The sequence below is a fragment of the Kitasatospora sp. NPDC004723 genome, assembly GCF_040609255.1.
GTDB lineage: Bacteria > Actinomycetota > Actinomycetes > Streptomycetales > Streptomycetaceae > Kitasatospora.
This window is the reverse complement of the sequence record NZ_JBEXJT010000031.1, coordinates 12,157-35,867: the sequence shown is the minus strand read 5'-3', so window position 1 is coordinate 35,867 and position 23,711 is coordinate 12,157. Positions and strand designations below refer to the sequence as shown.

Genomic DNA, 23,711 nt, shown 5'->3' with positions numbered 1-23,711 from the left:
ATCCCCCACCCCCACGACGTTTGCCCCGCACCACCGGGACGGCGGGGTGCGGGGCACACGGGTGCTGTGTGGGGCTACGGGTGACCGGCGATCACTCCGGCGAAGGCGCCGGTGGCCGTCACGAGGTAGCCGGTGGTCACCACGATCGTCGAGACGGCGACGACCGAGAGGCGACGGATCGTGTTCAAGCGTTCCCCCCTGGAACCGCTGGTACGACGTGCTTACGGGTGGCTGGCGATGACACCCTGCGGCTCGCGCTCGGCGCTCGCCCCGCCGTCGGCCGGCACCTCGGTCTCCACCACGTACTGGGCCTCGTCGCCGAAGAGGTCGTCCTCCAGGTCGGCCTTGCGGTCGGCGGAGGGCTCGGTGTAGCCGGCCGCGTCGGAGGTCGCGGTGACCGCGCCCTCGACGGCCTCGTCGGCCTGTACGCTCGCCGCGGGGGACTCACTCTGGTCGTTGGCCATGCGTGGGCCGCCTTTCGGTCATCAAACGGTGTTCCGCCCCACCGGATTGGCGCGGGCTCGGGCTCAGTATCGTAGGGTTGACTAAATGTCCGATAAACAACGTGCGGCTGACCGTGCCGTCCGGCAGAGTCGGGCCCCCGCCTAAGCTGAGGCCACCACAAGGGCGGAACCGCCGAGCGCCCTACCGGGAAATCGACACCAGGCCATCGGGGGACCACATGGAGTTGCGGGAGATGCCGCCCGCACCGGCGCTGCGCTTCCAGGTACTCGGTCCGGTCCGGGCCTGGCTCGACGACAGGCCGCTCGCCCTCGGTTCACCGCAGCAGCAGGCCGTCCTGACCATGCTCCTGCTGCACGCCGGACGCCCGGTCACCACCCAGGACCTCGTCGACGGCCTCTGGGGCGAGCGCCCGCCCACCCAGGCCGTCGCGGCGCTGCGCACCTACGTCTCCCGGCTGCGCACGGTCATCGAACCGCGCCGCGAGGTGCGGCGGCCCGCCGAGTTCCTGGTCTCGGTCGCCGACGGCTACGCCCTGCACATCCCGGGCGAGGCCCTGGACGTGACGGTCTTCGAGCAGCTCGCCGCCGAGGCCGCGACCGCCCGCAACGCCGGGAACCTCGACAACGCCCACCACCTGCTGCTCCGCTCGCTCGCCCTGTTCGCCGGCCGCCCGCTCACCGGCGTCCCCGGCCCGTACGCGGACGCCCAGCGGCTGCGGCTCGCCGAGCGGCAGGTCGCGGTCGCCGAGGAGCGGTGCGCGCTGGCCCTCGACATCGGCCTGCACGCCGACGTGGTGGGCGAGTTGAACTCGCTCACCGCCGAGCACCCGCTGCGCGAGCGGCTGCGCGAACTGCTGATGCTCGCGCTGTACCGCTGCGGCCGGCAGGCGGAGGCGCTGGGCGTCTACACCGACACCCGCAAGCTGCTGATCGACGAGCTGGGCGTCGAACCGGGCGCCGGACTCTCCACCATGCACTCCCGGATCCTCGCCGCCGACCCGGCACTGGCCCTGCCCACCGTGCCCGCGCCGCCCGCCGTCGCCCGCGAGGAGGGGCCGGCCGCGCCGCCCGCTCCGGCCCAACTGCCCGCCGACGTCTCGGACTTCAGCGGCCGAACGGAGATGGTCGCCGACCTCTCGGCCGTCCTGATGAACGCCACCGGCCAGGCCGTGGTCGTCACCTCGCTGGCCGGCATCGGCGGCGTCGGGAAGACCACGCTCGCCGTGCACGTCGCCCACCGGGTGCGCGCGGAGTTCCCGGACGGCCAGCTCTACGTGGACCTGCGCGGCGCCGGCGCCTCGCCCGCCGACCCGGCGGTGGTGCTCGGTGACTTCCTGCACTCCCTGGGCGTCACCGACAACCCGGACTCGCTGGAGCAGCGCGCCGCGCTCTACCGCTCGCTGCTCGCCAGCCGGCGGATGCTGATCCTGCTCGACAACGCCCAGGACGCCGAGCAGATCCGGCCGCTGATCCCCGGGGTCTCCAGCTGCGCGGTGCTCGCCACCAGCCGCTCCCGGCTGGCCGGCATCCCCGGCGCGCACCTGGTGGACGTCGAGGAGCTGACCGAGGAGGAGGCGCTGGCGCTGTTCTCCGCGATCGTCGGCGAGCAGCGCGTCGCCGCCGAACCGGAGGCGGCCATGGCGGTGGTGACCGCCTGCGGCTTCCTGCCGCTCGCCGTCCGGATCGCCGCGGCCCGGCTCGCCAGCCGTCCGCGCTGGAGCGTCTCGGACCTCGCCCGCCGCTTAGCCGACCAGCGCCGGCGCCTGGACGAGCTCCAGCTCGGCAACCTCGCCGTGGAGACCACCATCGGGCTCGGCTACGGACAGCTGTCCCCCGCCGAGGCCCGGGCCTTCCGCCTGCTCTCGGTGGTGGACTCGCCGGACCTGCCGCTGCCGGCCGTGTCGGCGCTGCTCGGGGTGAGCGAGACCGAGGCCGAGAACCTCGCCGAGGCGCTCGTCGAGGCCAACATGCTGGAAACCTTCTCGGCGGGCCGCTACCGGTACCACGACCTGCTCCGGCTCTACGCGCAGCGGCAGAACGAGCGGGTGGGGGACGTCGAGGAGCAGCAGGCCGCCGTTCTGCGGCTGCTCGACCTGCTGCTCGCCACGGTCCGCAACGCCGCCCAGGCCATCGAGCCCGACGACCAGTTGCCAGACCCCCTGGACGCTCCGGGTTCCACCGGCATCCCGCTGATCACCGGCGAATACGCTCAGGAGTGGATCCGGGCCGAGATCGGCCTTCTGCTCAGCTCGGTCGAGGCGGCCGTTCAGGGGCCGAGCGGGCTGCTGCGGCCCGCCGTCGACCTGCTGATCATCCTGGACAGCCTTGTGGAGGACCCGACGCACGGGCCGCGGGTGCGCCGCATGCTGGAGACGGCCGAAAGGAGTGCCGAGACGCACGGGGATGCCGCGGCACTCGCACGGGTGCACTTCGCCTTCGGCACCCTGCAATCCGTCACCGGTGACTTCCAGAGCTCCGAACAGTCGCTGCGCAAGAGCCTGGGTCTGCTGGGCGCCGACGACATGACCGTCATGCGGTCGATGGCGGCCAACACCCTCGGCATCATCCTCAGCCTCGGCAACCGCCCGGCCGAGGCGGCACCGTTCTTCGAGCAGGCCCTGACCATCAGCCGCGTCGTAGGCGCACCGATCGGTGAGGCGCGGCTGCTCGCCAACCTCGCCCGGGCCCAACTCGGGCTCGGACTGGTCGAACAGGCCGTCCGCTCCGTCACCGAGGCGGTGGCCACCGCGCGCGCCTCCAAGAACGGTCCCTGCCTGGCCGACACCCTGTACCAGCTCGGCGTCGTCCTCTCCTCCGCCGACGATCCCGCGACCGCCGCCGAGCACCTGCGCGAGTCCCACCGGCTCTACCGGTCGCAGCAGAACCGGCTGCGCGAGGGCTACACCCTGGCCCGGCTCTCCTCCGCGCTGCTCGTCGCCGGCCAGCAGGCCGAGGCCGCCGAGGCCGCCGAGGAGTCGCTGGCGATCGGGCTGGAGATGGACTCCGCCTACTGCCAGGGCCTGGCCGACGCCGCGCTGGGCGAGGCGCTGCTCGCCCTCGCCCAGCCCGCGCGCGGCCTGGCGTGCCTGCGCGAGGCGCACGCCATCTTCATCCGGCTCGGTGTGCCCGAGGCCTCCCCCGTGGCGAACCTCATCTCCCAGCAGCACACCGAGCCCCTCTCTCCCCCCGCGCCGTGAGGCCTCCGCTCCCCCGTGTCCCCCGTGGAGGCCTTCCCCCGTGAGCGTTCGGCGCTCCCGCAGCCCCCCGGCTGCGGGAACGCCTTCAACGCTTCCCCGGCGCTGGACACCACTGTGCACCGGCCCGATTGACGTTCAATAAACGCCCGCCAGGCGGCTCCCGGGACCGGTGGAACCGCAGGTCGGGGCCGTTCGGCGGCCGGCCGCACGGCGTGCGGAGCCCGGCCGCACCACCCCGGCCCGCGCCCCGTGCTTCCGGACGGGGGTGCGGCACCGGCCAACCGCCACGAGTTGGCCGGAAACGGACCCCATGGCGGAGTGATCACGCATATTCTCGGAGGCCAGTACACACACGAGTGCACTTCTCCGGTGGAGCAATCCGGAAAAGGCAGCGCGGCGGCGCTCCCGCAGTGCAGAGTGTCTCTGTGCAAAGAGTCTGTGCAAAGTGTCAGCGTGCAGTCAGCGTGGCAATGCAGTCATTGTGACGCGGGGAGCGTGACGTACCGCCACCGGCAGCGGGCCGGCGGGGCAGCGCGGGCGCCGGGAGGAGACGGCGGTCCGGCCTCGCGTCTCGTCCGGCCGACCGGAGGCCCGGCCGAAAGGTGCCTCTCAATCGTGACGACCGGACAGATATCGGATCCGTTCCCCGTCGACGAGGACGCGGGTGGCGACGACGGGTCCGACGTCCTGCGCCGCCGGGCCGAACGCGCCCTCCAGGCGGTCGCCTTCGACACCATCGGCACCGGCTACGCGGAGGCGTTCCCCTCGAAGGACGGCCAGCTGGCCTGCGGGCGCCGGCTGCTGGCCGGGCTGGAGCCCGGCGCCGCGGTGCTGGACGTCGGCTGCGGCAACGGCGAGCCGACCGTCCGCCAGCTGACCGAGGCCGGGATGCGGGTCACCGGGATCGACCTCTCCGACGTCATGCTGACCCTGGCCCGGCAGGCCCGTCACCCGGGGCCGCACCCGCCCGCCCTGCACCGCATCGACATGTACGACCTCGCCACCGAGCGCGCCGCCTCCGCCTGGAACCTGCCGCGGCTCGGCCCCGCCGGGCGGGGCACCTTCGACGCGGTCACCGCCTTCTTCTCGCTGATCCTGCTCCCCCAGGACGAGATCCCCACCGTGCTGGGCCGGTTGCACACCCTGCTGCGGCCCGGCGGGCTGCTGGCGCTCGGTATGGTCGAGGCGGACCTCGATCACGTTCCCCTGCCGTTCCTCGGCCGGGAGCTGCGGATCAGCGGGTACCTGCGCGAGGATCTCGAACGGGTCCTGCTGGCCGCCGGGTTCGTGGTCGAGGAGCAGGAGGGCCGCCCGTACGCGCCCGCCAGCACCTCGTTGCCGCCGGAGGAGCAGCTCTTCCTCCGCTGCCGGCGGACCGGCTGACGGGCCGGACCGCAGGCCCAGGCAGTTCCAGGCAGGCCCAGGCAGTTCCCGGCAGTCCCCCGACAGACCACAGACCGTACCGATCCCAGGACAGGCACCCGTGCGCGACCAGCTCAAACCCGAGGCCGGACAGCCGCCTGCCCTGCCGACCCCGCGCCGCCCGTCGTCACCCCCGGAGCACGTCCCCGAACGCCTGGCCTACCTCGACTCCGCGACCCGGCGGATCAACAGCGCGCTCGACCTGGCCGCCACCCTGCGCAACGCCGGCCGGGTGCTCGTCCCCGCCCTCGCCGACGCCGCCGTCGTCCACCTGCGCGACCCGCTGCCCAACGTCGAGCGCGAGCCCGGCTTCCCCGAGCAGCTGCGGATCCACCACAGCCAGGGCACCCGGCTGGGCCGGCGCGGCCGCCCGGCCGGCGACGACCGCCGCGACCGCTACGGCAGCCGGTACGGCGCCCGCTCCACCGCCGACCCCGGCCCCGCCACCCCGGTCACCCGCGGCGGCGCGCTCGCCCACACCCTGCTCAGCCGCCGCCCCGCCGAACCGGTCGTGCTCGGCGCCGCCGAGGACAGCGGCAGCGCCCGCACCACCGAGCTGCTGCGCGAGCTGTACGGTGCCCGCGGCCTGGCCCGGCTCAGCCCCGGGACCTCCGTGCTCGCCCTGCCGCTGCGCGGGCGCAAGACCGTGCTCGGACTGCTGGTGCTGATCCGGCGCCCGTCCGCCAAGAGCGGCCGGCCCGGCTTCGACGCCACCGACACCGCCACCGCCACCCACCTCGCCACCCAGGCCGGGCTGGCCGTCGACACCGCGCTGCGCTACGCCCGCGAATGGGAGATAGCCAACGAGCTCCAGCGCAGCATGCTGCCGCTGCGCCTGCCCCAGCCGCACGGCGTCCGGCTCGCCCAGCGCTACCTGCCCGGCGAGCGCGGCGCCCAGGTCGGCGGCGACTGGTACGACGCCGTGCCGCTGCCTGGCAACCGGGTGGCACTGATCGTCGGCGACGTGATGGGCCACTCGCTGACCTCGGCAGCCATCATGGGCCAGCTGCGCACCAGCGCGCAGACCCTGGCCGCGCTCGACCTGCCGCCGCACGAGGTGCTCTACCACCTGGACGAGCAGGCCCAGCGGCTCGGCCGCGAGCAGCACCTGGCGACCTGCGTCTACGCCGTCTACGACCCGATCGCCAACCGGGTGGTGCTCGCCAACGCCGGGCACGTGCCGCCGGTGCTCGTCCGGCCGGACGGCGCGGCCGAGCTGCTCGACCTGGAGGCCGGCGCGCCGATCGGCGTCGGCGGGGTGGACTTCTCCTCCGTCGAACTGCCCGCCCCGCCCGGTTCGGCCCTGCTGCTGTTCACCGACGGTCTGGTGGAGACCCGCAACCGGCCGCTCAGCGACGGCCTCGAACTGCTCCGCGCCCGGCTCGCCGGCGCCCAGCGGCACGCACCCGAGCACCTCTGCCAGGAGGCGCTGAGGATCCTGCCGCCCGGCGACCGCGGCGACGACATCGCGCTGCTGGCCGCCTGCTTCGACGGCATCCCGGCCGGGGACGTCGCGCACTGGTACCTCCAGCCGCGCAACGAGACGCCCGGGCGGGCGCGCCGGCTGGCCGCGCACACCCTGCGCCGCTGGGGGCTGGAGGAGCTGACCGAGGCGACCGAGCTGATGGTCAGCGAGCTGGTCACCAACGCCGTCCAGCACGCCACCCGCCCGGTGACCCTGAGCCTGGTCCGCACCACCCGGCTGCGCTGCGAGGTCGGCGACGACAGCCCGCTGCTGCCCCGGCCGCGGCGGACCGGGCCGGAGGACGAGCGCGGGCGGGGCCTGCAGATAGTGGCCCGGTGCGCCGAGCGCTGGGGCGCGACCCGGCTGGGCACGGGCAAGGTGGTCTGGTTCGAACAGCGCCTGCCGTGACGTGCGAAGGGGCCGCCCCGGCGCGGTTCGCCGGGGCGGCCCCTCGCGGTGGCGTCAGACCCGCTCGGGCTCCTTCACGTCCCGGGCGGCGCCGCTCCCGGTGGACTCCAGCCGGGCCATCAGCTGCTCGCCCTCCATGTCGACCCGCGGCACCACCCGGTCCAGGCTCCTCGGGAACCACCAGGCGGCCCGGCCGAACAGCGTCATCGCGGCCGGCACCAGGGCCATCCGCACCACGAAGGCGTCCACCAGCACGCCCACCGCGAGCGCGAAGCCGATCGGCTGGACGATCGGGTCGTGGCCGAAGACGAACGAGCCGAAGACCGCGATCATGATCAGGGCGGCCGCGGTGACCACCCGGGCGCCGTTCTTCACCCCGGCCACCACCGCCTCGCGCGGTGCCGCGCCGTGCACGTACTGCTCCTTCATCCCGGAGACCAGGAACAGCTCGTAGTCCATCGCCAGCCCGAACAGCACGCCGATCAGCAGGATCGGCACGAAGCTGACCACCGGGCCGACCTTCGGCACGTCGATCAGGCCGTCCAGCCAGCCCCACTGGTAGACCGCGACGACGGCGCCGAGCGAGGCCGTGATGGAGAGCAGGAAGCCCGCGACCGCCTTCAGCGGCACCAGGATCGAGCGGAAGGCCAGCGCCAGCAGCACCAGCGCGATGCCCGCGATCACCGCGACGAACGGCGGCAGCGCGTCGGAGAGCTTGGCGGAGACGTCGATGTTGGCGGCGGTGGTGCCGGTGACGTCGATCCGCGCGCCGGTCCCGGCCTGGATCGCGTCCCGCTGCTCGCGGATGTCGGTGACCAGCTGCCGGGTGTCGGCGTGGTCCGGGCCGGTCTTCGGGATCACCGGGACGAGCGCGGTGCGGCTCGGCTGGTCGAGCTGCGGCGGGAGCAGTGTCTGCACGCCGGGCAGGGCGGCGAGCCGGCCCGCCACACCCTGCACCGCCTGCTCCGGCTGCGCGGCGTCCGCGGCGTCGACCACGACCACCAGCGGGGCGTTGAAGCCGGGGCCGAAGCTGCGGTCGACCAGGTCGTACGCGGTGCGGGCGTCGGTGCCCTTGGCCTGCGAGCCGCCGCCGGGCAGGCCGAGGGTGAGGCTCGCGGCGGGCACGGCGAGCGCGACCAGCGCGGCCAGGCCGGCCAGCAGGACGGCGAGCGGGCGGCGCACCACGAAGCCCGCCCAGCGCTCGCCCAGCGTCGTGCGCCCGGCGCTCCGCAGCGCGCCCCGCCAGACCGGCAGCCGGTCGATGCCGCGGCCGGCGAAGCCGAGCAGGGCGGGCAGCAGGGTGATCGCGACGAGCACCGCGATGACGACCGCGCCGGAGGCGGCCAGGCCCATCACGGTCAGGAAGGGCACCCCGGCGACGGCCAGGCCGGCCAGGGCGACCACGACGGTGAGCCCGGCGAAGACCACGGCGCTGCCGGCGGTCGCGTTGGCGCGGGCGGCGGCCTCCTCCGGCTCCAGCCCCTCGGCGAGGTGGCGGCGGTGCCGGGAGAGGATGAACAGGGCGTAGTCGATGCCGACCGCGAGGCCCACCATCAGCGCCAGCACCGGCGCGGTGGAGATGATCTCGAACGAGCCCGCCACCGTGAACACGCCGGCCATCGCGACGCCGACCCCGATCAGGGCGGTGGCCAACGGGAGCCCGGCCGCGACCAGCGAGCCCAGGGTGATCACCAGGACCAGCCCGGCCACCACGAGTCCGATCGCCTCGCCGCCGTCGACCTGGGCCATCTTGTTGTAGGCGTCGCCGCCGAAGGCGACCGTGACCCCGGCCGCGCGGGCCGGGTCGGCCGCCGCCCGGACGGCGTCGCGCTGCTGGTCGGTGATGTCGCCGAGCTTGCCGTCGAAGGAGACCAGGCCCAGCGCCACCTTGCCGTCCGGGGACAGCGCGCCGGTGGCGTACGGGTCGGGGACGCCCGCGACGCCCGGGACGGCGGCGATCCGGGTGACCGCCTCGCCCACCGCCCTGGCGGTCTCGGGGGCGGCGATGCCGCCGGGCGCCTCGGTGGCGAAGACCACCTGGGCGGAGCCGTGGCCCTGCTCGGGGAAGGTGCCCTTGATCCGGTCCAGGGTCGCCTGGGCCTCGGTGCCGGGGACCTTGAACTCCTCGGAGGTCGAGCCGCCGAAGGCCGCCGCCGCGCCGCCGACGGCGATCAGCAGGGCCAGCCAGACGGCGAGCACGGTACGCCTGCGGCGGAAGCAGCGGCGGCCCAGGCGGTACAGGTAGGTGGCCATGCGTCACCTTCGGGTCGGGTCGTTCCGGGCTCGTCGCCCAGTCGTCCGCACCACCGTACGCGCAACTTAGTCATGTGACAAAGTCAATCGACGAGAGCGTGTGACGCAATCGATCGATCTGGTTGCGCGAACATGGCGATACCCTGGCCCAATGGCTCATGTCCCGGCCGCCGAACGGCGCCCCCAACTCATCCAGGCCGCCATCGACCTGATGGCCCGCGAGGGCGTGGCCGCCGGCAGCACCCGCGCCATCGCGGCCGAGCTGGGCGTGGCGCAGGCGACGGTGCACTACACCTTCGGCACCAAGAAGGACCTCTACCGGGCCGTCGTCGAGCAGCTGACCGCCGACTTCATCGGCCAGGTGCGGGCGTCCGCGCCGGACGAGGGCCCGTTCGGCGAGCAGGTCCGCACGATGGTCCACGCCCTGTGGGACAGCGCCGTCGGCGAGCGCGGCAGGTGTGCGCTGATCACCGAATTCTCCGCGATGGCGCTGCGCGACCTGGACCTGCAGGAGATCATGCGGGCGGTCCAGCACGAGATCGAGGCCACCGCCGCCGAGCTCCTCACCGGGCTCGCCGCCGCCCACGAGCAGCCGCTGACGCTGCCCGCGCAGGAGATCGCGGTGTACTTCCTGGCCGGCTTCAACGGACTGACCGACCGCTACCTGGTCCTCAAGGCCGCCGGCGAGGACCCCGAGGAGGAGTCCCGCCGGGCGCTCGACCTGCTGGTCGCCACCACGGTCGGCCTCTGCCTCGGCGCCCCCGCCGGGGTCTGAGGACGCGCCCTACGGCTCGACGATCCGGACCGGCAGCTCGGCCAGCACCTCGCGCAGCGTGACGGCGAAGCGGTCGTACTCGGCGCTGCGGGCCGAGCCCGGCCGGGTGGCGAGGCCGATCCGGCGGCCCGGGGCGGGCGCGGCGAAGCGGACGGCGGCCAGCCGGTCGGCGCGGCCCGCCTCCACGTCCAGCGCCGTGGCGGGCAGCAGGGTCACCCCCAGACCGCCGGCCACCAGCTGCACCAGGGTCGACAGGCCGGCCGCCCGGGTGGTGGAGCCGGCCTGGTCGGCGCCGACCTCGCGGCAGATGTCGAGGGCCTGGTCGCGCAGGCAGTGGCCCTCCTCCAGCAGCAGCACGTCCAGGTCGAGCAGCACGTCGCGCGGCACGTCGGCCCGGCCGGCCAGCTCGTGGTCGGGCGGCGTGACCAGGACGAAGTCCTCGTCGAACAGCGGGATGTCCCGGGTCGGCGCGCTCCCGCCGGCCGGCAGCGCCAGCAGCAGCACGTCCAGCCGCCCGGCGGCCAGCCCCTCCAGCAGCGAGGGCGTCCGCTCCTCGTGGACGTGCAGCTCCAGCTCCGGGTAGCGGTCGCGGACCAGCCGCAGCACGGTCGGCAGCAGATAGGGCGCGACGGTCGGGATCACGCCCAGGTGCAGCGGCCCGGTGAACGGACGGCGGGCGGCCTCCACCTCCTCGGTCAGCGCCTGCAGGGAGGCGAGCACCCGGCGCGAGTGCTCCAGTACGCGCTCCCCCAGTGGAGTGATCATCACCCGTCGCGTCGTACGCTCGACGAGCTGCGCGCCCAGCGACTCCTCCAGCGCCGCGACCGCCCCGGAGAGCGCCGGCTGGCTCGTCCCGGTGGCCGCGGCGGCCTCCCGGAAGTGCCGGTGCTCGGCCACCGCCACGAAGGCCCTGAGCTGGGCGACCGTGGGTGTCCGGGGACTGCGTGGGGTGGCGTTCGCCACAGTCGCCCCGGGTTTGCGGGCGGGAGCCCTGTGACGGGCGGGGCGGGAGGGGGGTACGGGGCCGTTGATAACTCTCTCCGATCAGACACATCGAGTGTAGCTATTTCCCTGATCAGTCCACGATGTGGAATGGTGGAACCCGTTCCGCAAACCGGACAAACTCCCCACCCCTCACAGGAGAAGCTAACGTGCTGACGATCGGTGACCAGTTCCCGGCTTACAACCTCAAGGGCGTGGAAGGCCCGTCCGCCGACAAGCTGGAGTTCAAGGACTACACCTCGGAGGACCAGAAGGGCTGGAAGGTCGTCTTCTTCTGGCCGATGGACTTCACCTTCGTGTGTCCGACCGAGATCGCCGCGTTCGGCAAGCTGAACGAGGAGTTCGCCGACCGCGACGCCCAGATCCTCGGCGTCTCCGGCGACTCGGAGTTCGTGCACCACGCCTGGCGCAAGGACCACAAGGACCTCAACGACCTGCCGTTCCCGATGCTGGCCGACATCAAGCACGACCTGATGCGCGCCTGCGGCATCGAGAACGCGGACGGCACCGCCCAGCGCGCCGTCTTCATCGTCGACCCGAACAACGAGGTCCAGTTCGTCATGGTGACCGCCGGCTCCGTCGGCCGTAACCCGAAGGAGGTCCTGCGGGTGCTGGACGCCCTGCAGACCGACGAGCTGTGCCCGTGCAACTGGAACAAGGGCGAGGACACCCTCGACGCCCAGGCCCTCCTGGCGGGCTGACCCATGGCCCTCGACGACCTGAAGTCCGCCCTCCCGGACTACGCCAAGGACCTCAAGCTCAACCTGGGCTCGGTCATCGGCAACTCCGACCTCCCCGCCCAGCAGCTGTGGGGCACCGTCCTCGCCTGCGCGATGGCCACCCGCAGCCCCGCCGTCCTGCGCGAGCTGGAGCCGGAGGCCAAGGCCAACCTCTCCCCGGAGGCGTACAACGCCGCCAAGGGCGCGGCCGCGGTCATGGGGATGAACAACGTCTACTACCGGACGCTGCACCTGCTCTCCGACAAGGAGTACAGCAGCATGCGGGCCGGTCTGCGGATGAACATCATCGGCACTCCGGGCGTCGAGAAGGTCGACTTCGAGCTCTGGTGCTTCGCGGTCTCCGCGATCAACGGCTGCGGTCAGTGCCTCGACTCCCACGAGGCCGTCCTGCGCAAGGCCGGCGTCGACCGCGAGGTCGTCCAGGCCTCGATGAAGATCGCCGCGGTCCTCCAGGCCGTCGCCGGTGTCCTCGACTCCGAGGCCGCCCTCGCGACCGTCACCGCCTGACCCGCACCACCCCGAACGGGCCCCTCCCCCGGACTCCCCCCGAGTCCCGGCGAGGGGCCCGTTCGCGTACCGGCATTCCCCCACATCCGCCGCCCTCCCCGACTACAGTCCGAACCGGACCGAACACACTTTCCGGAGGAGAGGAAGGACCACATGCCCGGCGCAGGGGGGAACGCAGGGTTCCAGGTACGACCTGAGGAACTACAGGCAGCCGGACGCACAGCAGCCGAGATCGGGGCAGTCGTCAGTGGGCATGCGGACCAGGTGCGGAGGGTGGGCGGTCGGTGAATCGGTCCGATGAGAGGCCCGTTCCGCCTCCGCACCCGGCCCGCCTCGGCGGGCCTCACCGACGGACCGCCCGCGCCGGGAGCGGGTGGGCGAGGCTCGCCGTGGTCTATTGGGTGCTGGTCGGACTCGCCGTGGCCGGGTGGGTCACGATCGCCTCGCTCCTCTCGCTGTTCGGGCTGGACGAGGACTGGAGGTTGGACCGGGCCGCGCGGGTGGTTCTGCTGCCGCTGGTCGGGCCGGCGGCGGGCGGCCTGTTGAGTTGGGTGCTGCTGGCCGTGACGCCGGCCCGGCGGTGGGCGCGGATGACCAAGTCGGCGCTGGTGGCGAACGGCGCGCTGATCGGCTGCATGGGTGCGTTGATCTGGGGTGCGGTACTCGCCGCACGCTGACCGGACGACCGTGGACGGGCCCCGGAGAGGGGCCCGTCCACGCGGGTCAGGGGGTCGGGGGGCGGGTAGCGGCTTCGCGGGCGGCTTCGAGGGCGGTGAAGACGGCCTGGCCGGCCTCGTTGCGGCGGCGGAGGTGGGTGACCACGGTGTTGGTGACGGCGATCAGGGGGACGGCGACGATGGCGCCGCCGATGCCGCCGATGATGGAGCCGGCGGCCACGCCGAGGACGACGCCGAGCGGGTGGACGCGCACGGCGCGGCCGAGGATCAGCGGCTGGAGCACATGGCCCTCGATCTGCTGGACGGCGATCAGGACCACCAGCACCATCAGCGCCGTCCACGGCGTCGTGGTGACCAGCGCGATCAGCACCGCGACCGTCCCGGTGACCAGCGCGCCGACCAGCGGGACGAAGGCGCCCAGGAAGATGATCACGGCGAGCGGCAGCGCCATCGGCACGCCGAGCAGCTGGATACCGGTGCCGATGCAGACCGCGTCGATGAAGGCCACGCAGACGGTGCCGCGGACGTAGGCGGTGAGCGTGGCCCAGGCCTTCGGGCCGGCGCCGGCCATCGCGTAGCGGGAGTGCCGGGGCAGGCCGCGCAGCGCCCAGTTCCAGATCCGCTCGCCGTCGTAGAGCAGGAAGAAGGTGGTGAAGAAGGCGAGCAGGACGGCGGTCAGCACCTCGACGGCGATCTGCGCGCCGGTGATGCTGGCCGAGGTGATCTGCTCGGTGTTGGTGCTGATCGCCTTGGTGATCTGGTTGGCGAAGTCGGTGATCTGCTGCTCGGTCAGGTGCAGCGGCCCGGTGATCAGCCAGTCCCGCAGCTGGTCGACACCGGCCTTGACCTTGCTGGTGACGGTCTCCAGGTTGGTGGTCACCTGCCAGACCACGAACCAGCCGACCAGCCCGATGCCGGCCAGTCCGCTCATGAACACCCCGCCGGCGGCCAGCGAGCGCGGGACGCCGTGGCGGCGCAGCCAGGAGACGGTGGGCTCCAGCAGCGCGGAGATCAGCAGCGAGGCGAGCACCGCGAAGGCGACCAGCCGCAGCATGTCGACGATGTAGAAGACGACGTACAGCGCGGCGCCGAGCAGCAGCAGCCGCCAGGTGGACTCGGCGGCGACCCGCAGGCCCCACGGCACCGCCTCGGCGGGGGTGGCGGGCCGGCCGAAGTGCCCGTGGGAGGAAACCGGAGGGGACGAGGGGGCCGGCGCGGGAGCGGGAGCGGGAGCGGGGACGGCGGGCGCCGCCGGAGCGGCCTCGGTCCGTGGCCCCGGCACCGGGTCGGACGGCAGCGGGTCGGACGGCGGCGGCACCGGGGCGAGCGGCGGTTCGTGGAAGTCGGCCGCCATCGCGGCCCGTCGGCGTCGCTCGATCACGGCCGCCGCGCTCGCCGCCACGGCCATGCCCTTGGCCACGGCCTTGAAGGCCTTTCCGCCCCGCGCCATGCTCGCTACCACTTCTCCCCGCCGGAGCCGCCCGGTGCGGCGGCACGCCGTGGGTCCCGCCACGGCCGTCAGGGAGACGCTACCCGGCCGGGGCGTGGTGAGTCCGCTCCGCGGGTGCGATCCGTGCGGGATCTTCGGGGCCGATTCCGGGGCAAAACAGCATGTCCCGGGTGGTTTCAGGCACCCGGTGGCGGGGAGGAGTCGGTCGGGAACCCAGAGCCAACTGTCGGCGGACCGGCCGGCGCGGGGAGCTACCAGGACCCCTCCCCGTCCCCGCGTCCGCACCCGGGTCCGCACCGCCCGCGGGCGCACTGGTCAGCGCGACACGGGCGGCGCGGCCCGTCGACGGGTCGGAGAGACCGCGGCGGGAGACACCGCGGCAGGGAACGCCGCGGCCCCCGGTCACGGCCGAAGCGTGACCGGGGGCCGCGGCGGCGTTCCCGGTACCGGGTGTTCCTAGTACCAGTGGTGCGACTGCCAGAACGACCAGGCGCCGCAGGGGCTGCCGTAACGGCTGTTCATGTAGCCGAGACCCCACTTGATCTGGGTGCCCGGGTTGGTGCGCCAGTCGGCGCCCGCCGAAGCCATCTTGGAGCCGGGCAGCGCCTGGACCAGGCCGTACGCGCCGGAGCTCTTGTTGGTGGCGGTGTAGTTCCAGCCGCTCTCGCGCTTCACGATCTGGCTGAAGCACTGGAACTGGGCGTCGTTGCCGATGATCTGCTGGGCCAGCTCCTGCACCGAACCGGGGCTGACCGAGACCGCCGGGGCGGACGGCGCGGCGCTGTCGGTGGCGGCCATCGCCGAGCGGGCCTTGGAGCGGTTGGCAGCGGCCTCGTCGGCCTTGCGCTTCTCCTCGGCGGCCTTCGCGGCCTTCTCCGCCTCGGCCTTGGCGGCCGCGTCGGCGGCCTCCTTGGCGGCGGCATCGGCCTTGGCCTGCGCCTCGGCGGCGGCCTGCTGGCGGGCGGCCTCCTCGGCCGCCTTCTGCTCGGCGGCGGCCTTGGCGGCGGCGTCGGCGGCGGCCTGCTGGGCGGATGCCTGCGTGCCGATGTTGTCGCTGATGGTCTGCGCCTGGGCGCCGGAGGGGACTTCGGCAAGCAGCGTCGCGCCGGCGACATCGACCGTCTGCGTCGTCTTGCCCTCGCTGCCCGACGCCATTCCCACCACGGCACCGACAGCGGTGACGGCGGTGGCGGAGGCGACAGCAACTCCCCGGACCGAGATCCGAGTCACATGGATTCCTTCCAGCATCGCCCACGCGTGACCGTACGGGCGCAAGATGCCCCTTGGCGCGGCCCTCCGTACGGTGCTGGTCACGGGAGGGACTGACCCGGCGTCCGGCCGAGGTGAGGCGACCGGGCGTTGCGATCGGGTGGCGTACGGCTCACGGTCTTCAATTGTGCGTCCACCGACCGGAGTTGGTGGACCGTCCGGGCCGGACCCCCGGTCTCCCGGAAGCCCTGCCATGCCGTACGCGGGGCCTGACAGAACCCTCACCATGCCGCACGGGGACCTGTCGACGCAATTCCCCGTTGCGTGGCGGATGTCACAATCGCCGAACCGGCGTTCGTCCAACGCAGGCCACTCGATGTGATGAAAAGGGCGGAGCCCGCTCCCTCAGGAGCGGGCTCCGTGCTAGGAATTGACGCCTTTGTCCACTGATGTCCGGAATGCCGGACATCGGCGGATCACGGGTTGACGTCCTCCAGCATCTCCGTCACCAGCGCCGCGATCGGCGAACGCTCCGAGCGGGTCAGCGTGATGTGCGCGAAGAGCGGATGCCCCTTCAGCTTCTCCACCACCGCCACCACGCCGTCGTACCGGCCGACCCGGAGGTTGTCCCGCTGCGCCACGTCGTGGGTGAGCACCACCCGCGAGCCCTGGCCGATCCGGGACAGCACCGTCAGCAGGACGTTGCGCTCCAGCGACTGCGCCTCGTCCACGATCACGAAGGCGTCGTGCAGGGAACGCCCGCGGATGTGGGTGAGCGGCAGGACCTCCAGCATGCCCCGGGAGATGACCTCCTCGATCACGTCCGGGGTGGTGACCGCCGAGAGGGTGTCGAAGACCGCCTGGGCCCAGGGGCTCATCTTCTCCGTCTCGGTGCCCGGGAGGTAGCCGAGCTCCTGCCCGCCGACCGCGTACAGCGGCCGGAAGACCATCACCTTGCGGTGCTGCTGCCGCTCGAGGACCGCCTCCAGGCCGGCGCACAGCGCCAGCGCGGACTTGCCGGTACCGGCCCGGCCGCCCAGCGAGACGATCCCGACCTCCGGGTCGAGCAGCAGGTCCAGCGCCACCCGCTGCTCGGCGCTGCGCCCGCGCAGGCCGAACGCCTCGCGCTCCCCGCGCACCAGCCGCACCCGGCCGTCCCCGGCCACCCGGCCGAGCGCCCTGCCCCGCTCGGAGGTGAGCACGAGCCCGGTGTGCACCGGCAGCTCGGCGGCGCCCTCGACGTCCACCCCGGCGTCGTGGCCGGCCGCGAACAGCGCGTCCACGTCGTCGGCGGGCACGTGCAGCTCGGACATGCCCGTCCAGCCGGAGGTGATCGCCAGCTCGGCCCGGTACTCCTCGGCGAGCAGGCCGACCGAGGACGCCTTGATCCGCAGCGGGAGGTCCTTGGAGACGACGGTGACGTCGTACCCCTCGGCCTGCAGGTTGCGGGCCACCGCCAGGATCCGGGTGTCGGCCTCGCCGCCACCGGCCCGGTAGCCGGCCGGCAGTATCGACGGGTCGGAGTGGTTGAGCTCCACCCTGATGGTGCCGCCGAGCTCCCCGACCGGGATCGGCTCGTCGAGGCGGCCGAACCGGATCCGGTAGTCGTCGAGCAGTCGCAGCGCCTGCCGGGCGAAGTACCCCAGCTCCGGGTGGTGCCGCTTGGCCTCCAGCTCCGTCACCACGACCACCGGGAGGACGACCTCGTGCTCCTCGAAACGGGTCATGGCGAGCGGGTCCGCCAGGAGCACACTGGTGTCGAGAACGTACGTGCGCCGGTCTGGTGTCCGGCGGCTCTTGGAACTGACCACTAGGCCTCCAGGGCGGATGACCCTGCGTCATCCGCGGCAAGCCGGCCCCCGCTGCCCCGGTGGCCTCGGGGCCGGTCTGATCGGAGTATTCCCAGGCGGGGGGCGGTGCATTCGCGCCGTCGGCGAACTGACGGATCATTGCGGGTGAACGTTTGGCCTCGCCCGGCCGCCGGGTAAGCCAGCCCCTACGGTGGTCAATCCGGCGCGCCGCGCCGGCCCGGTCCCCCGGAACCGCCGTACGCCCCGGTCAGAGGCCCATCCGCCGGTTGCGCTGCTCGAAGGCGCGCAGCGCCCGCAGGAAGTCGACCTTGCGGAAGGCCGGCCAGTACGCCTCGCAGAAGTAGAACTCGCTGTGCGCGCTCTGCCAGAGCAGGAAGCCGGAGAGCCGCTGCTCCCCCGAGGTGCGGATGACCAGGTCGGGGTCGGGCTGGCCCTTGGTGTAGAGGTGCTCGGCGATGTGCTCGACGTCCAGGATCTCGGCCAGTTCCTCGATCGAGGTGCCCCGGCCGGCGTGCTCCTGGAGCAGTGAGCGGACGGCGTCGGCGATCTCGTGCCGGCCGCCGTAGCCGACGGCCACGTTCACGGTGATGCCCTCGATGCCCGCGGTCTCCTCGGCGGCCCGCTTCAGGACGTCCGAGGTGTGCTGCGGCAGCAGGTCCAGGGCGCCGACCGGGTTGATCCGCCAGCGGCGGGCGGCGGCGAGGTTGGTGACGGCGTCCTCGATGATGCCGAGCAGCGGGACCAGCTCGTCGGCCGGGCGGTCGAGGTTGTCGGTGGAGAGCATCCACAGGGTGACGACCTTGACGTGCGTCTCGTCGCACCAGCCGAGGAACTCGCTGATCTTGTCGGCGCCGCGCTGGTGGCCGTAGGCGGTGGAGCCGCCGGTCGCGCGGGCCCAGCGGCGGTTGCCGTCGAGGATCACGCCGATGTGGTGCGGGGTGCGGGCGAGGTGCACCTCCACCCGGCGACCGTAGAGGCCGTACATCCCGTCCAGCAGGACGCGCAGACCCGGCGTGCGTTCGACGACATCGCGCAGACCCATGGTTTTTCGGCCCCTCCGTACTCACTTCACCGGGTGCTTCAGAACCCCCGGCGCAGCCTACTCCCGCGTCGTGGTGGCACGGAAAGCCGCAGGTCGCGGGAGGGTCACGGTCCTGTGCGAAGTCTGTCGCGACGGGCGTGCCGGAGGTGGCCTGAACGCACCGGCACGACGTCCCGGGGACGCTCCGGGGAACGGCCGGCGGCCGGATACGGAACGGTCTCCGATTCCTTAAGGAATCCGTAAGCCGACGGTTCAATGCTTGACGACCCCCAATGGTCTAGTCCAGCTTTTGTTCCCAGGGCGGAACAGAACACCGGACCCGCCCTCGTCAAGGCAGTACTTCGGACGCAATGCCCTCCCCCACACGCGGCCGCCGCGCCCCCCACCGCGGCGGCCGCTCCTCCCCCACAGGAGCGCACCTCCATGGCCCGTACGCTGAACCGGCCCGTGTCGCACAAGCGCCGCCGCGGCCCCGTCCCGGCCCTCGCCGCGGGCGCCACCGCCCTCGCCCTGGCCGGCACCGGCCTCGCCCTCTTCGCCGGCGGCGCCAACGCGGCCGCCGGGAACCTGGTCACCAACGGCGGCTTCGACGGCTCGCTGAGCGGCTGGGTCTGCGCCGGTGCCGCGAGCGCCGTCACCACGCCGGTCCACTCGGGCTCGGGCGCGCTGCAGGCCACCCCGAGCGCCGGGGACACCGCCGAGTGCACCCAGACCATCAGCGTGCTGCCCAACACCAGCTACACCCTGAGCGCCTGGGTCCAGGGCCCGTACGCCTACCTCGGCGCGCGGGGCACCGGCGGCACCGACCCGAGCGTCTGGTCCAACCAGAACAGCTGGAACCAGCTCTCCACCACCTTCACCACCGGTGCGAGCGCCAAGACCGTCACCGTCTACCTGCACGGCTGGTACGGCCAGAGCGCCTTCTACGCCGACGACGTCGTGCTGAGCGGCCCGGGCGGCCCCACCACCCCGAGCCCGACCGCGACGGTCACCCCCACCCCGACCGTCACCCCCACGGTCACGCCGACCGCGACCGCCTCGCCGACGGCCACCGCCACACCGACCCAGACCGTCACGCCGACGCCCACCCAGACGGTCACCCCGACCCCCACGGCGACCAGCACCGGCAACCCGAACACCGGTGTGCCGAAGCACGCGATCACCGGCTACTGGCACAACTTCGACAACAAGGGCAACAACCTCCAGAAGCTGAGCGACGTCCAGAGCGCGTACGACATCATCGCGGTCTCGTTCGCCGACGCCGTCCCCAGCCGCGCGGGCGCCATCACCTTCAAGCTGGACCCGGAGCTCTCCGCCGGCCTCGGCGGCTACACCGACGCCCAGTTCCGCGCCGACGTGAAGGCCAAGCAGGCGGCCGGCAAGAAGGTCATCATCTCGGTCGGCGGCCAGAACGGCGCCATCTCGGTCAACGACGCCACCGCCGCCCAGACCTTCGTCGACACCGCCTACGCCGTCATCAAGGACTACGGCTTCGACGGCATCGACATCGACCTGGAGAACGGGGTCAACCCGACCCACATGGGCAACGCCCTGCACAGCCTCCAGGCCAAGGTCGGTTCCAACTTCGTCCTGACGATGGCCCCCGAGACCATCGGGATGTACTCCACCGCCGGCGCCTACTTCCAGCTGGCGCTGAACACCAAGGACATCCTGACCGTCGTCAACACCCAGTTCTACAACTCGGGCGGCATGAACGGCTGCGACGGCAAGGTCTACACCCAGGGCACCATCGACTTCATCACCTCGCAGATCTGCACCCAGATCCAGGGCGGTCTGCGGCCCGACCAGGTCGGCATCGGCGTCCCCGCCTCCTCCAAGGCGGCCGGCGGCGGCTACGTCGCGCCGAGCGTCGTCAACAACGCGCTGGACTGCCTCGCCACCGGCAAGAACTGCGGCAGCTTCGTCCCGCCGGCCAAGTGGCCGACCATCCGGGGCGCGATGACCTGGTCCACCAACTGGGACTCCGTCAACGGGAACGCCTTCTCCAACACGGTCGGCCCGTTCGTCCACCAGATGCCGTAACTCCCCCCGGCGCGCCGCTCCTTGAGGGTGGGGCCTGCGCGTCGGCGCCGGGCCCGCCGTACCTACCGGTACGGCGGGCCCGTCCGCTTTCCCGGGCGGTGCGCGCCTCGGGCCGGGAGCGCCTCAGGAGTGCCCGAGCACCGCCAGCAGGGTGCCGAGCAGCAGGAACGGGCCCAGCGGCACCTCCCGGCCGCGCACCGGACGGCGGCGCACCAGGGAGGCCAGCAGCACGCCGACCGACCAGAGCCCGGCCAGCAGCACGAAGGCCGCCAGGCCTGCGAACGCGGCGGACCAGCCGTAGCGGCCGAGCAGCGCGCCGAGGCCGAGCGCCAGCACGGTGTCCCCGCCGCCCACCAGCCCCATCTGGACCGGGACTTCGAACAGCACCCCGGCGGCCAGCGCCACCAGCAGGCAGCGCGTCAGCACGCCGGGGGCGCCCTCGGCCAGCTGCACCACCGGCAGCAGCACCGCGAGGCCCGCCGCCAGCGTCCAGGTGAGCGGGTAGGGCAGCCGGTGCACCCGGGCGTCGGTGAAGCCCAGCACCACGCCGGGCCCGGCCAGCCAGAGCAGCAGCAGCGCGTCCGCCGGATGCGCGGCGGCGAGTGCGGCGGCGGCGGCCGCGGCGGTGACCGCCTCCACCAGCCAGGCGCCGGGGCCGAGCCCGGTCCGGCAGCCCGGACACCGGCCGGTGGGCGGCAGGCCGCGCAGCTCCCGTCCGCAGGACGGGCAGGCCAGGCACCACGGTTCGTCCTGCGGCACGGCGTAGCGCACCACCAGGCCGCGCAGGGCCGGCGCCACCAGCAGACCGGCCAGTACCGCTCCCAGCGCGCTCGCGATCACGGCTCTCCCCCTCCTCGCCCCGGTCCGGCCGCCGACCCGCCGCCGACCGGCCCGGACCCTGCCCGGAACCGGCCGGACACCGTCCGCGTCCGACACTCACGGCACCGCACAACCCGGGTGCCGCACCGACCACATCATCCACGGGGGAGACGCACCTTGACGAAGCTTCGGAGCACTCTGCGCGCCGCGGCCCCGGTCGCCGTACTGGCGCTGGCGCTGACCGCCTGCGGCCCGGAGAACGACGACCCGGCGGTCGTCGCCGCCCCGACCGCGGCGCCGACCACGGCACCGCCCGCCGCCGACACCCCGGCCGCCACCCCCACCGGCGCCGCGACGTCCGCCCCGACCTCCGCGCCCGCGTCCGCCCCGACCTCCGCCCCGGCCGGCGGCGCGGGCGGCGCGGCCGGCGGTGCGACGGCCCCCAACCCGCTGCCGACCGCCGCGACCAGCGGCAACCCGATCGGCGGCACGAGCGGCGGAAAGAGCAAGATCACCTTCGAGAGCCCGCTGCCGCTCACCGCCACCGGCAGTTACCTGGGCAGGACCAAGGCCGACGTCACCCCGGTCTCGGTGGTCAAGGGCACCGCCGCCGAGATCGCGCCGTACCGGTTCAAGCCGGCCGACACCGCGGGCATGACCCCGTATTACGTGACGGTCAACTTCACCAACCGGACCGGCACCCCGCTGCAGGACGAGTACTTCATGATGCGGTTCAAGGTGCAGACCGACCCCGCGGGGAGCGGCATCCTGCCCGCCCCGACGATCCTGAAGTCGATCCCGCAGTGCGACACCGGCAAGCAGCCGGGCGTGCTGAACGACGGCCAGAGCCAGCAGCAGTGTGCCGTCTATCTCGTTCCGGACGGCACCCCGCCGCAGTTCCTCGTCTTCGGCAGCGTTCTGGACACCGAGCCGCTGATCTGGAAGGCGAGCTGAGGCCTCCGCCTCCTGATCGAAGGCGGCGCGGAACGACAGCGTCCGGGCGGTCCGACGGGTGTCCCACGACACGCGCCGGACCGCCCGTTCGTACCCCTAAAGTAGGCAGGCATGCAGGTCATCCAGTCCAGCAAACTCGCCAATGTCTGTTACGACATCCGCGGTCCGGTGCTCGACGAGGCGATGCGGCTGGAGGAACAGGGCCACCGCATCCTGAAGCTCAATACCGGCAATCCCGCGCTGTTCGGCTTCGAAGCGCCGCCGGAGATCCTCCAGGACATCCTGCGCAACCTCTCCACCGCGCACGGCTACGGGGACTCCAAGGGACTGCTCTCCGCGCGCCGCGCCGTGGTGATGCACTACGAGGAGCGCGGCCTGGACGGCCTGACGGTCGAGGACGTCTTCCTCGGCAACGGCGTCTCCGAACTGATCCAGCTGGCGATGACCGCGCTGCTGGACGACGGCGACGAGGTGCTCGTCCCGGCCCCGGACTACCCGCTGTGGACGGCCTCCGTCTCGCTGGCCGGCGGCACGGCTGTCCACTACCGCTGTGACGAGCAGTCGGAGTGGTACCCGGACCTCGCCGACATCGAGTCCAAGGTCACCGACCGGACCAGGGCGCTGGTGGTGATCAACCCCAACAACCCGACCGGCGCGGTCTATCCGCGCGAGGTGCTGGAGGGGCTGGCCGCGATCGCCCGCCGCCACCGGCTGGTGATCTACGCGGACGAGATCTACGACAAGATCCTCTACGACGACGCCGAGCACGTCCCGCTGGCCACCCTGGCGCCCGACCTCTTCTGCGTCACCTTCAACGGCCTGTCCAAGGCCTACCGGGTGGCAGGCTTCCGCTCCGGCTGGATGGTGCTCTCCGGTGACCGGAGCCGGGCCCGCAGTTACGTCGAGGGCCTGACCGTGCTCGCCTCGATGCGGCTGTGCGCCAACATGCCGGCCCAGCACGCGGTGGCCGCGGCGCTCGGCGGGCGGCAGTCGATCAAGGACCTGATCCTGCCCGGCGGACGGCTGCTGGAGTCCCGGGACGCCGCGTTCCGGCTGCTCAACGAGATCCCCGGGGTCAGCTGCGTGAAGCCGAAGGGCGCGCTGTACGCCTTCCCCCGGCTGGACCCCAAGGTGTTCAAGATCAAGGACGACGCCCGGATGGTGCTCGACCTGCTGCGGTCCGAGCGGATCCTGCTGGTCCAGGGCACCGGCTTCAACTGGCCCGAGCCGGACCACTTCCGGCTGGTCACGCTGCCGCGCGCGGAGGAGATCACCGACGCGGTCACCCGGATCGGGATGTTCCTGAGCGGCTACACCCAGCCCTGACGGGCGGGTGGAAAAGCTACGGCCGGAGTCCCGGTCGGACGATCTCCTTGGTCGGGGAAAGATCGTCCGTCGGGGCTCCGGCCGTCCTGTCGCCGACCGGTGCGCGGTTCGTGCGGCGCACCGGCCTCTCTACCGCTCCTGCTGAGG

Annotated in this window: 18 protein-coding genes; 10 read left to right on the top strand and 8 right to left on the bottom strand. The window is 73.0% G+C overall.

Annotated features, from left to right (window positions below; genetic code table 11):
• Window positions 1-221: 221 nt before the first annotated feature.
• Window positions 222-464 (bottom strand): hypothetical protein, encoded by a 243-nt coding sequence (locus ABZW10_RS25825; RefSeq protein WP_355369943.1) that lies wholly within the window; start codon window positions 462-464, stop codon window positions 222-224.
• A gap of 233 nt (window positions 465-697) precedes the next feature.
• On the opposite strand from ABZW10_RS25825, the gene ABZW10_RS25820 reads away from it, so the two are divergent.
• From ABZW10_RS25820 to ABZW10_RS25810, 3 genes are all read left to right on the top strand, one after another.
• Window positions 698-3,661, top strand: a complete 2,964-nt coding sequence (locus ABZW10_RS25820) for a BTAD domain-containing putative transcriptional regulator (RefSeq protein WP_355369941.1) — start codon at window positions 698-700, stop codon at window positions 3,659-3,661.
• A gap of 687 nt (window positions 3,662-4,348) precedes the next feature.
• On the top strand, window positions 4,349-5,044 hold the full coding sequence (locus ABZW10_RS25815) for a class I SAM-dependent methyltransferase (RefSeq protein ID WP_355370026.1): 696 nt from the start codon (window positions 4,349-4,351) through the stop codon (window positions 5,042-5,044).
• Between the two features lie 100 nt (window positions 5,045-5,144).
• Complete coding sequence (locus tag ABZW10_RS25810; RefSeq protein WP_355369939.1) at window positions 5,145-6,956, top strand: SpoIIE family protein phosphatase; 1,812 nt, start codon at window positions 5,145-5,147, stop codon at window positions 6,954-6,956.
• A 54-nt stretch (window positions 6,957-7,010) separates the two neighbouring features.
• Here the strand turns inward: ABZW10_RS25810 and ABZW10_RS25805 are convergent, their stop codons facing one another.
• Window positions 7,011-9,209 carry an MMPL family transporter gene (locus ABZW10_RS25805; RefSeq protein ID WP_355369937.1) on the bottom strand — a complete coding sequence of 733 codons (2,199 nt, stop codon included), beginning with the start codon at window positions 9,207-9,209 and terminating at the stop codon, window positions 7,011-7,013.
• A 151-nt stretch (window positions 9,210-9,360) separates the two neighbouring features.
• On the opposite strand from ABZW10_RS25805, the gene ABZW10_RS25800 reads away from it, so the two are divergent.
• Complete coding sequence (locus ABZW10_RS25800) at window positions 9,361-9,984, top strand: TetR family transcriptional regulator (protein WP_355369935.1); 624 nt, start codon at window positions 9,361-9,363, stop codon at window positions 9,982-9,984.
• A gap of 9 nt (window positions 9,985-9,993) precedes the next feature.
• Here the strand turns inward: ABZW10_RS25800 and ABZW10_RS25795 are convergent, their stop codons facing one another.
• On the bottom strand, window positions 9,994-10,947 hold the full coding sequence (locus tag ABZW10_RS25795; protein ID WP_355369933.1) for a LysR substrate-binding domain-containing protein: 954 nt from the start codon (window positions 10,945-10,947) through the stop codon (window positions 9,994-9,996).
• Window positions 10,948-11,135: 188 nt separating this feature from the next.
• On the opposite strand from ABZW10_RS25795, the gene ABZW10_RS25790 reads away from it, so the two are divergent.
• The 3 genes from ABZW10_RS25790 (at window position 11,136) to ABZW10_RS25780 (ending at window position 12,910) form a co-directional block, all read left to right on the top strand.
• Window positions 11,136-11,687, top strand: coding sequence for a peroxiredoxin (locus tag ABZW10_RS25790; protein WP_355369931.1), 552 nt, complete (start codon window positions 11,136-11,138; stop codon window positions 11,685-11,687).
• A 3-nt stretch (window positions 11,688-11,690) separates the two neighbouring features.
• Window positions 11,691-12,233, top strand: coding sequence for an alkyl hydroperoxide reductase (locus ABZW10_RS25785; RefSeq protein WP_355369929.1), 543 nt, complete (start codon window positions 11,691-11,693; stop codon window positions 12,231-12,233).
• A gap of 389 nt (window positions 12,234-12,622) precedes the next feature.
• Entirely contained in the window at window positions 12,623-12,910 is a 288-nt protein-coding gene (locus tag ABZW10_RS25780; protein ID WP_355369927.1) for a hypothetical protein, read from the top strand.
• 46 nt (window positions 12,911-12,956) lie between these two features.
• Here ABZW10_RS25780 and ABZW10_RS25775 read toward each other — a convergent pair whose 3' ends face one another.
• From ABZW10_RS25775 to ABZW10_RS25760, 4 genes are all read right to left on the bottom strand, one after another.
• Window positions 12,957-14,360 carry an AI-2E family transporter gene (locus ABZW10_RS25775; RefSeq protein WP_355369925.1) on the bottom strand — a complete coding sequence of 468 codons (1,404 nt, stop codon included), beginning with the start codon at window positions 14,358-14,360 and terminating at the stop codon, window positions 12,957-12,959.
• Between the two features lie 456 nt (window positions 14,361-14,816).
• Window positions 14,817-15,590, bottom strand: a complete 774-nt coding sequence (locus ABZW10_RS25770; RefSeq protein WP_355369923.1) for a lytic transglycosylase domain-containing protein — start codon at window positions 15,588-15,590, stop codon at window positions 14,817-14,819.
• A gap of 455 nt (window positions 15,591-16,045) precedes the next feature.
• A complete protein-coding gene (locus ABZW10_RS25765) occupies window positions 16,046-17,380 on the bottom strand; it encodes a PhoH family protein (RefSeq protein WP_355369921.1) in 1,335 nt (444 codons plus the stop codon).
• Window positions 17,381-17,627: 247 nt separating this feature from the next.
• On the bottom strand, window positions 17,628-18,422 hold the full coding sequence (locus tag ABZW10_RS25760; RefSeq protein WP_355369919.1) for an isoprenyl transferase: 795 nt from the start codon (window positions 18,420-18,422) through the stop codon (window positions 17,628-17,630).
• 423 nt (window positions 18,423-18,845) lie between these two features.
• Here ABZW10_RS25760 and ABZW10_RS25755 point away from each other — a divergent pair, with 423 nt between their 5' ends.
• Window positions 18,846-20,465, top strand: coding sequence for a glycosyl hydrolase family 18 protein (locus ABZW10_RS25755; protein ID WP_355369917.1), 1,620 nt, complete (start codon window positions 18,846-18,848; stop codon window positions 20,463-20,465).
• Between the two features lie 123 nt (window positions 20,466-20,588).
• On the opposite strand, the gene ABZW10_RS25750 is transcribed toward ABZW10_RS25755, so the two are convergent.
• Window positions 20,589-21,305, bottom strand: a complete 717-nt coding sequence (locus ABZW10_RS25750) for a prepilin peptidase (RefSeq protein WP_355369915.1) — start codon at window positions 21,303-21,305, stop codon at window positions 20,589-20,591.
• A 156-nt stretch (window positions 21,306-21,461) separates the two neighbouring features.
• Here ABZW10_RS25750 and ABZW10_RS25745 point away from each other — a divergent pair, with 156 nt between their 5' ends.
• Together ABZW10_RS25745 and ABZW10_RS25740 are read left to right on the top strand one after the other, a co-directional pair.
• A complete protein-coding gene (locus ABZW10_RS25745) occupies window positions 21,462-22,238 on the top strand; it encodes a hypothetical protein (protein WP_355369913.1) in 777 nt (258 codons plus the stop codon).
• 111 nt (window positions 22,239-22,349) lie between these two features.
• Window positions 22,350-23,564, top strand: coding sequence for a pyridoxal phosphate-dependent aminotransferase (locus tag ABZW10_RS25740; RefSeq protein WP_355369911.1), 1,215 nt, complete (start codon window positions 22,350-22,352; stop codon window positions 23,562-23,564).
• Window positions 23,565-23,711 lie beyond the last annotated feature (147 nt).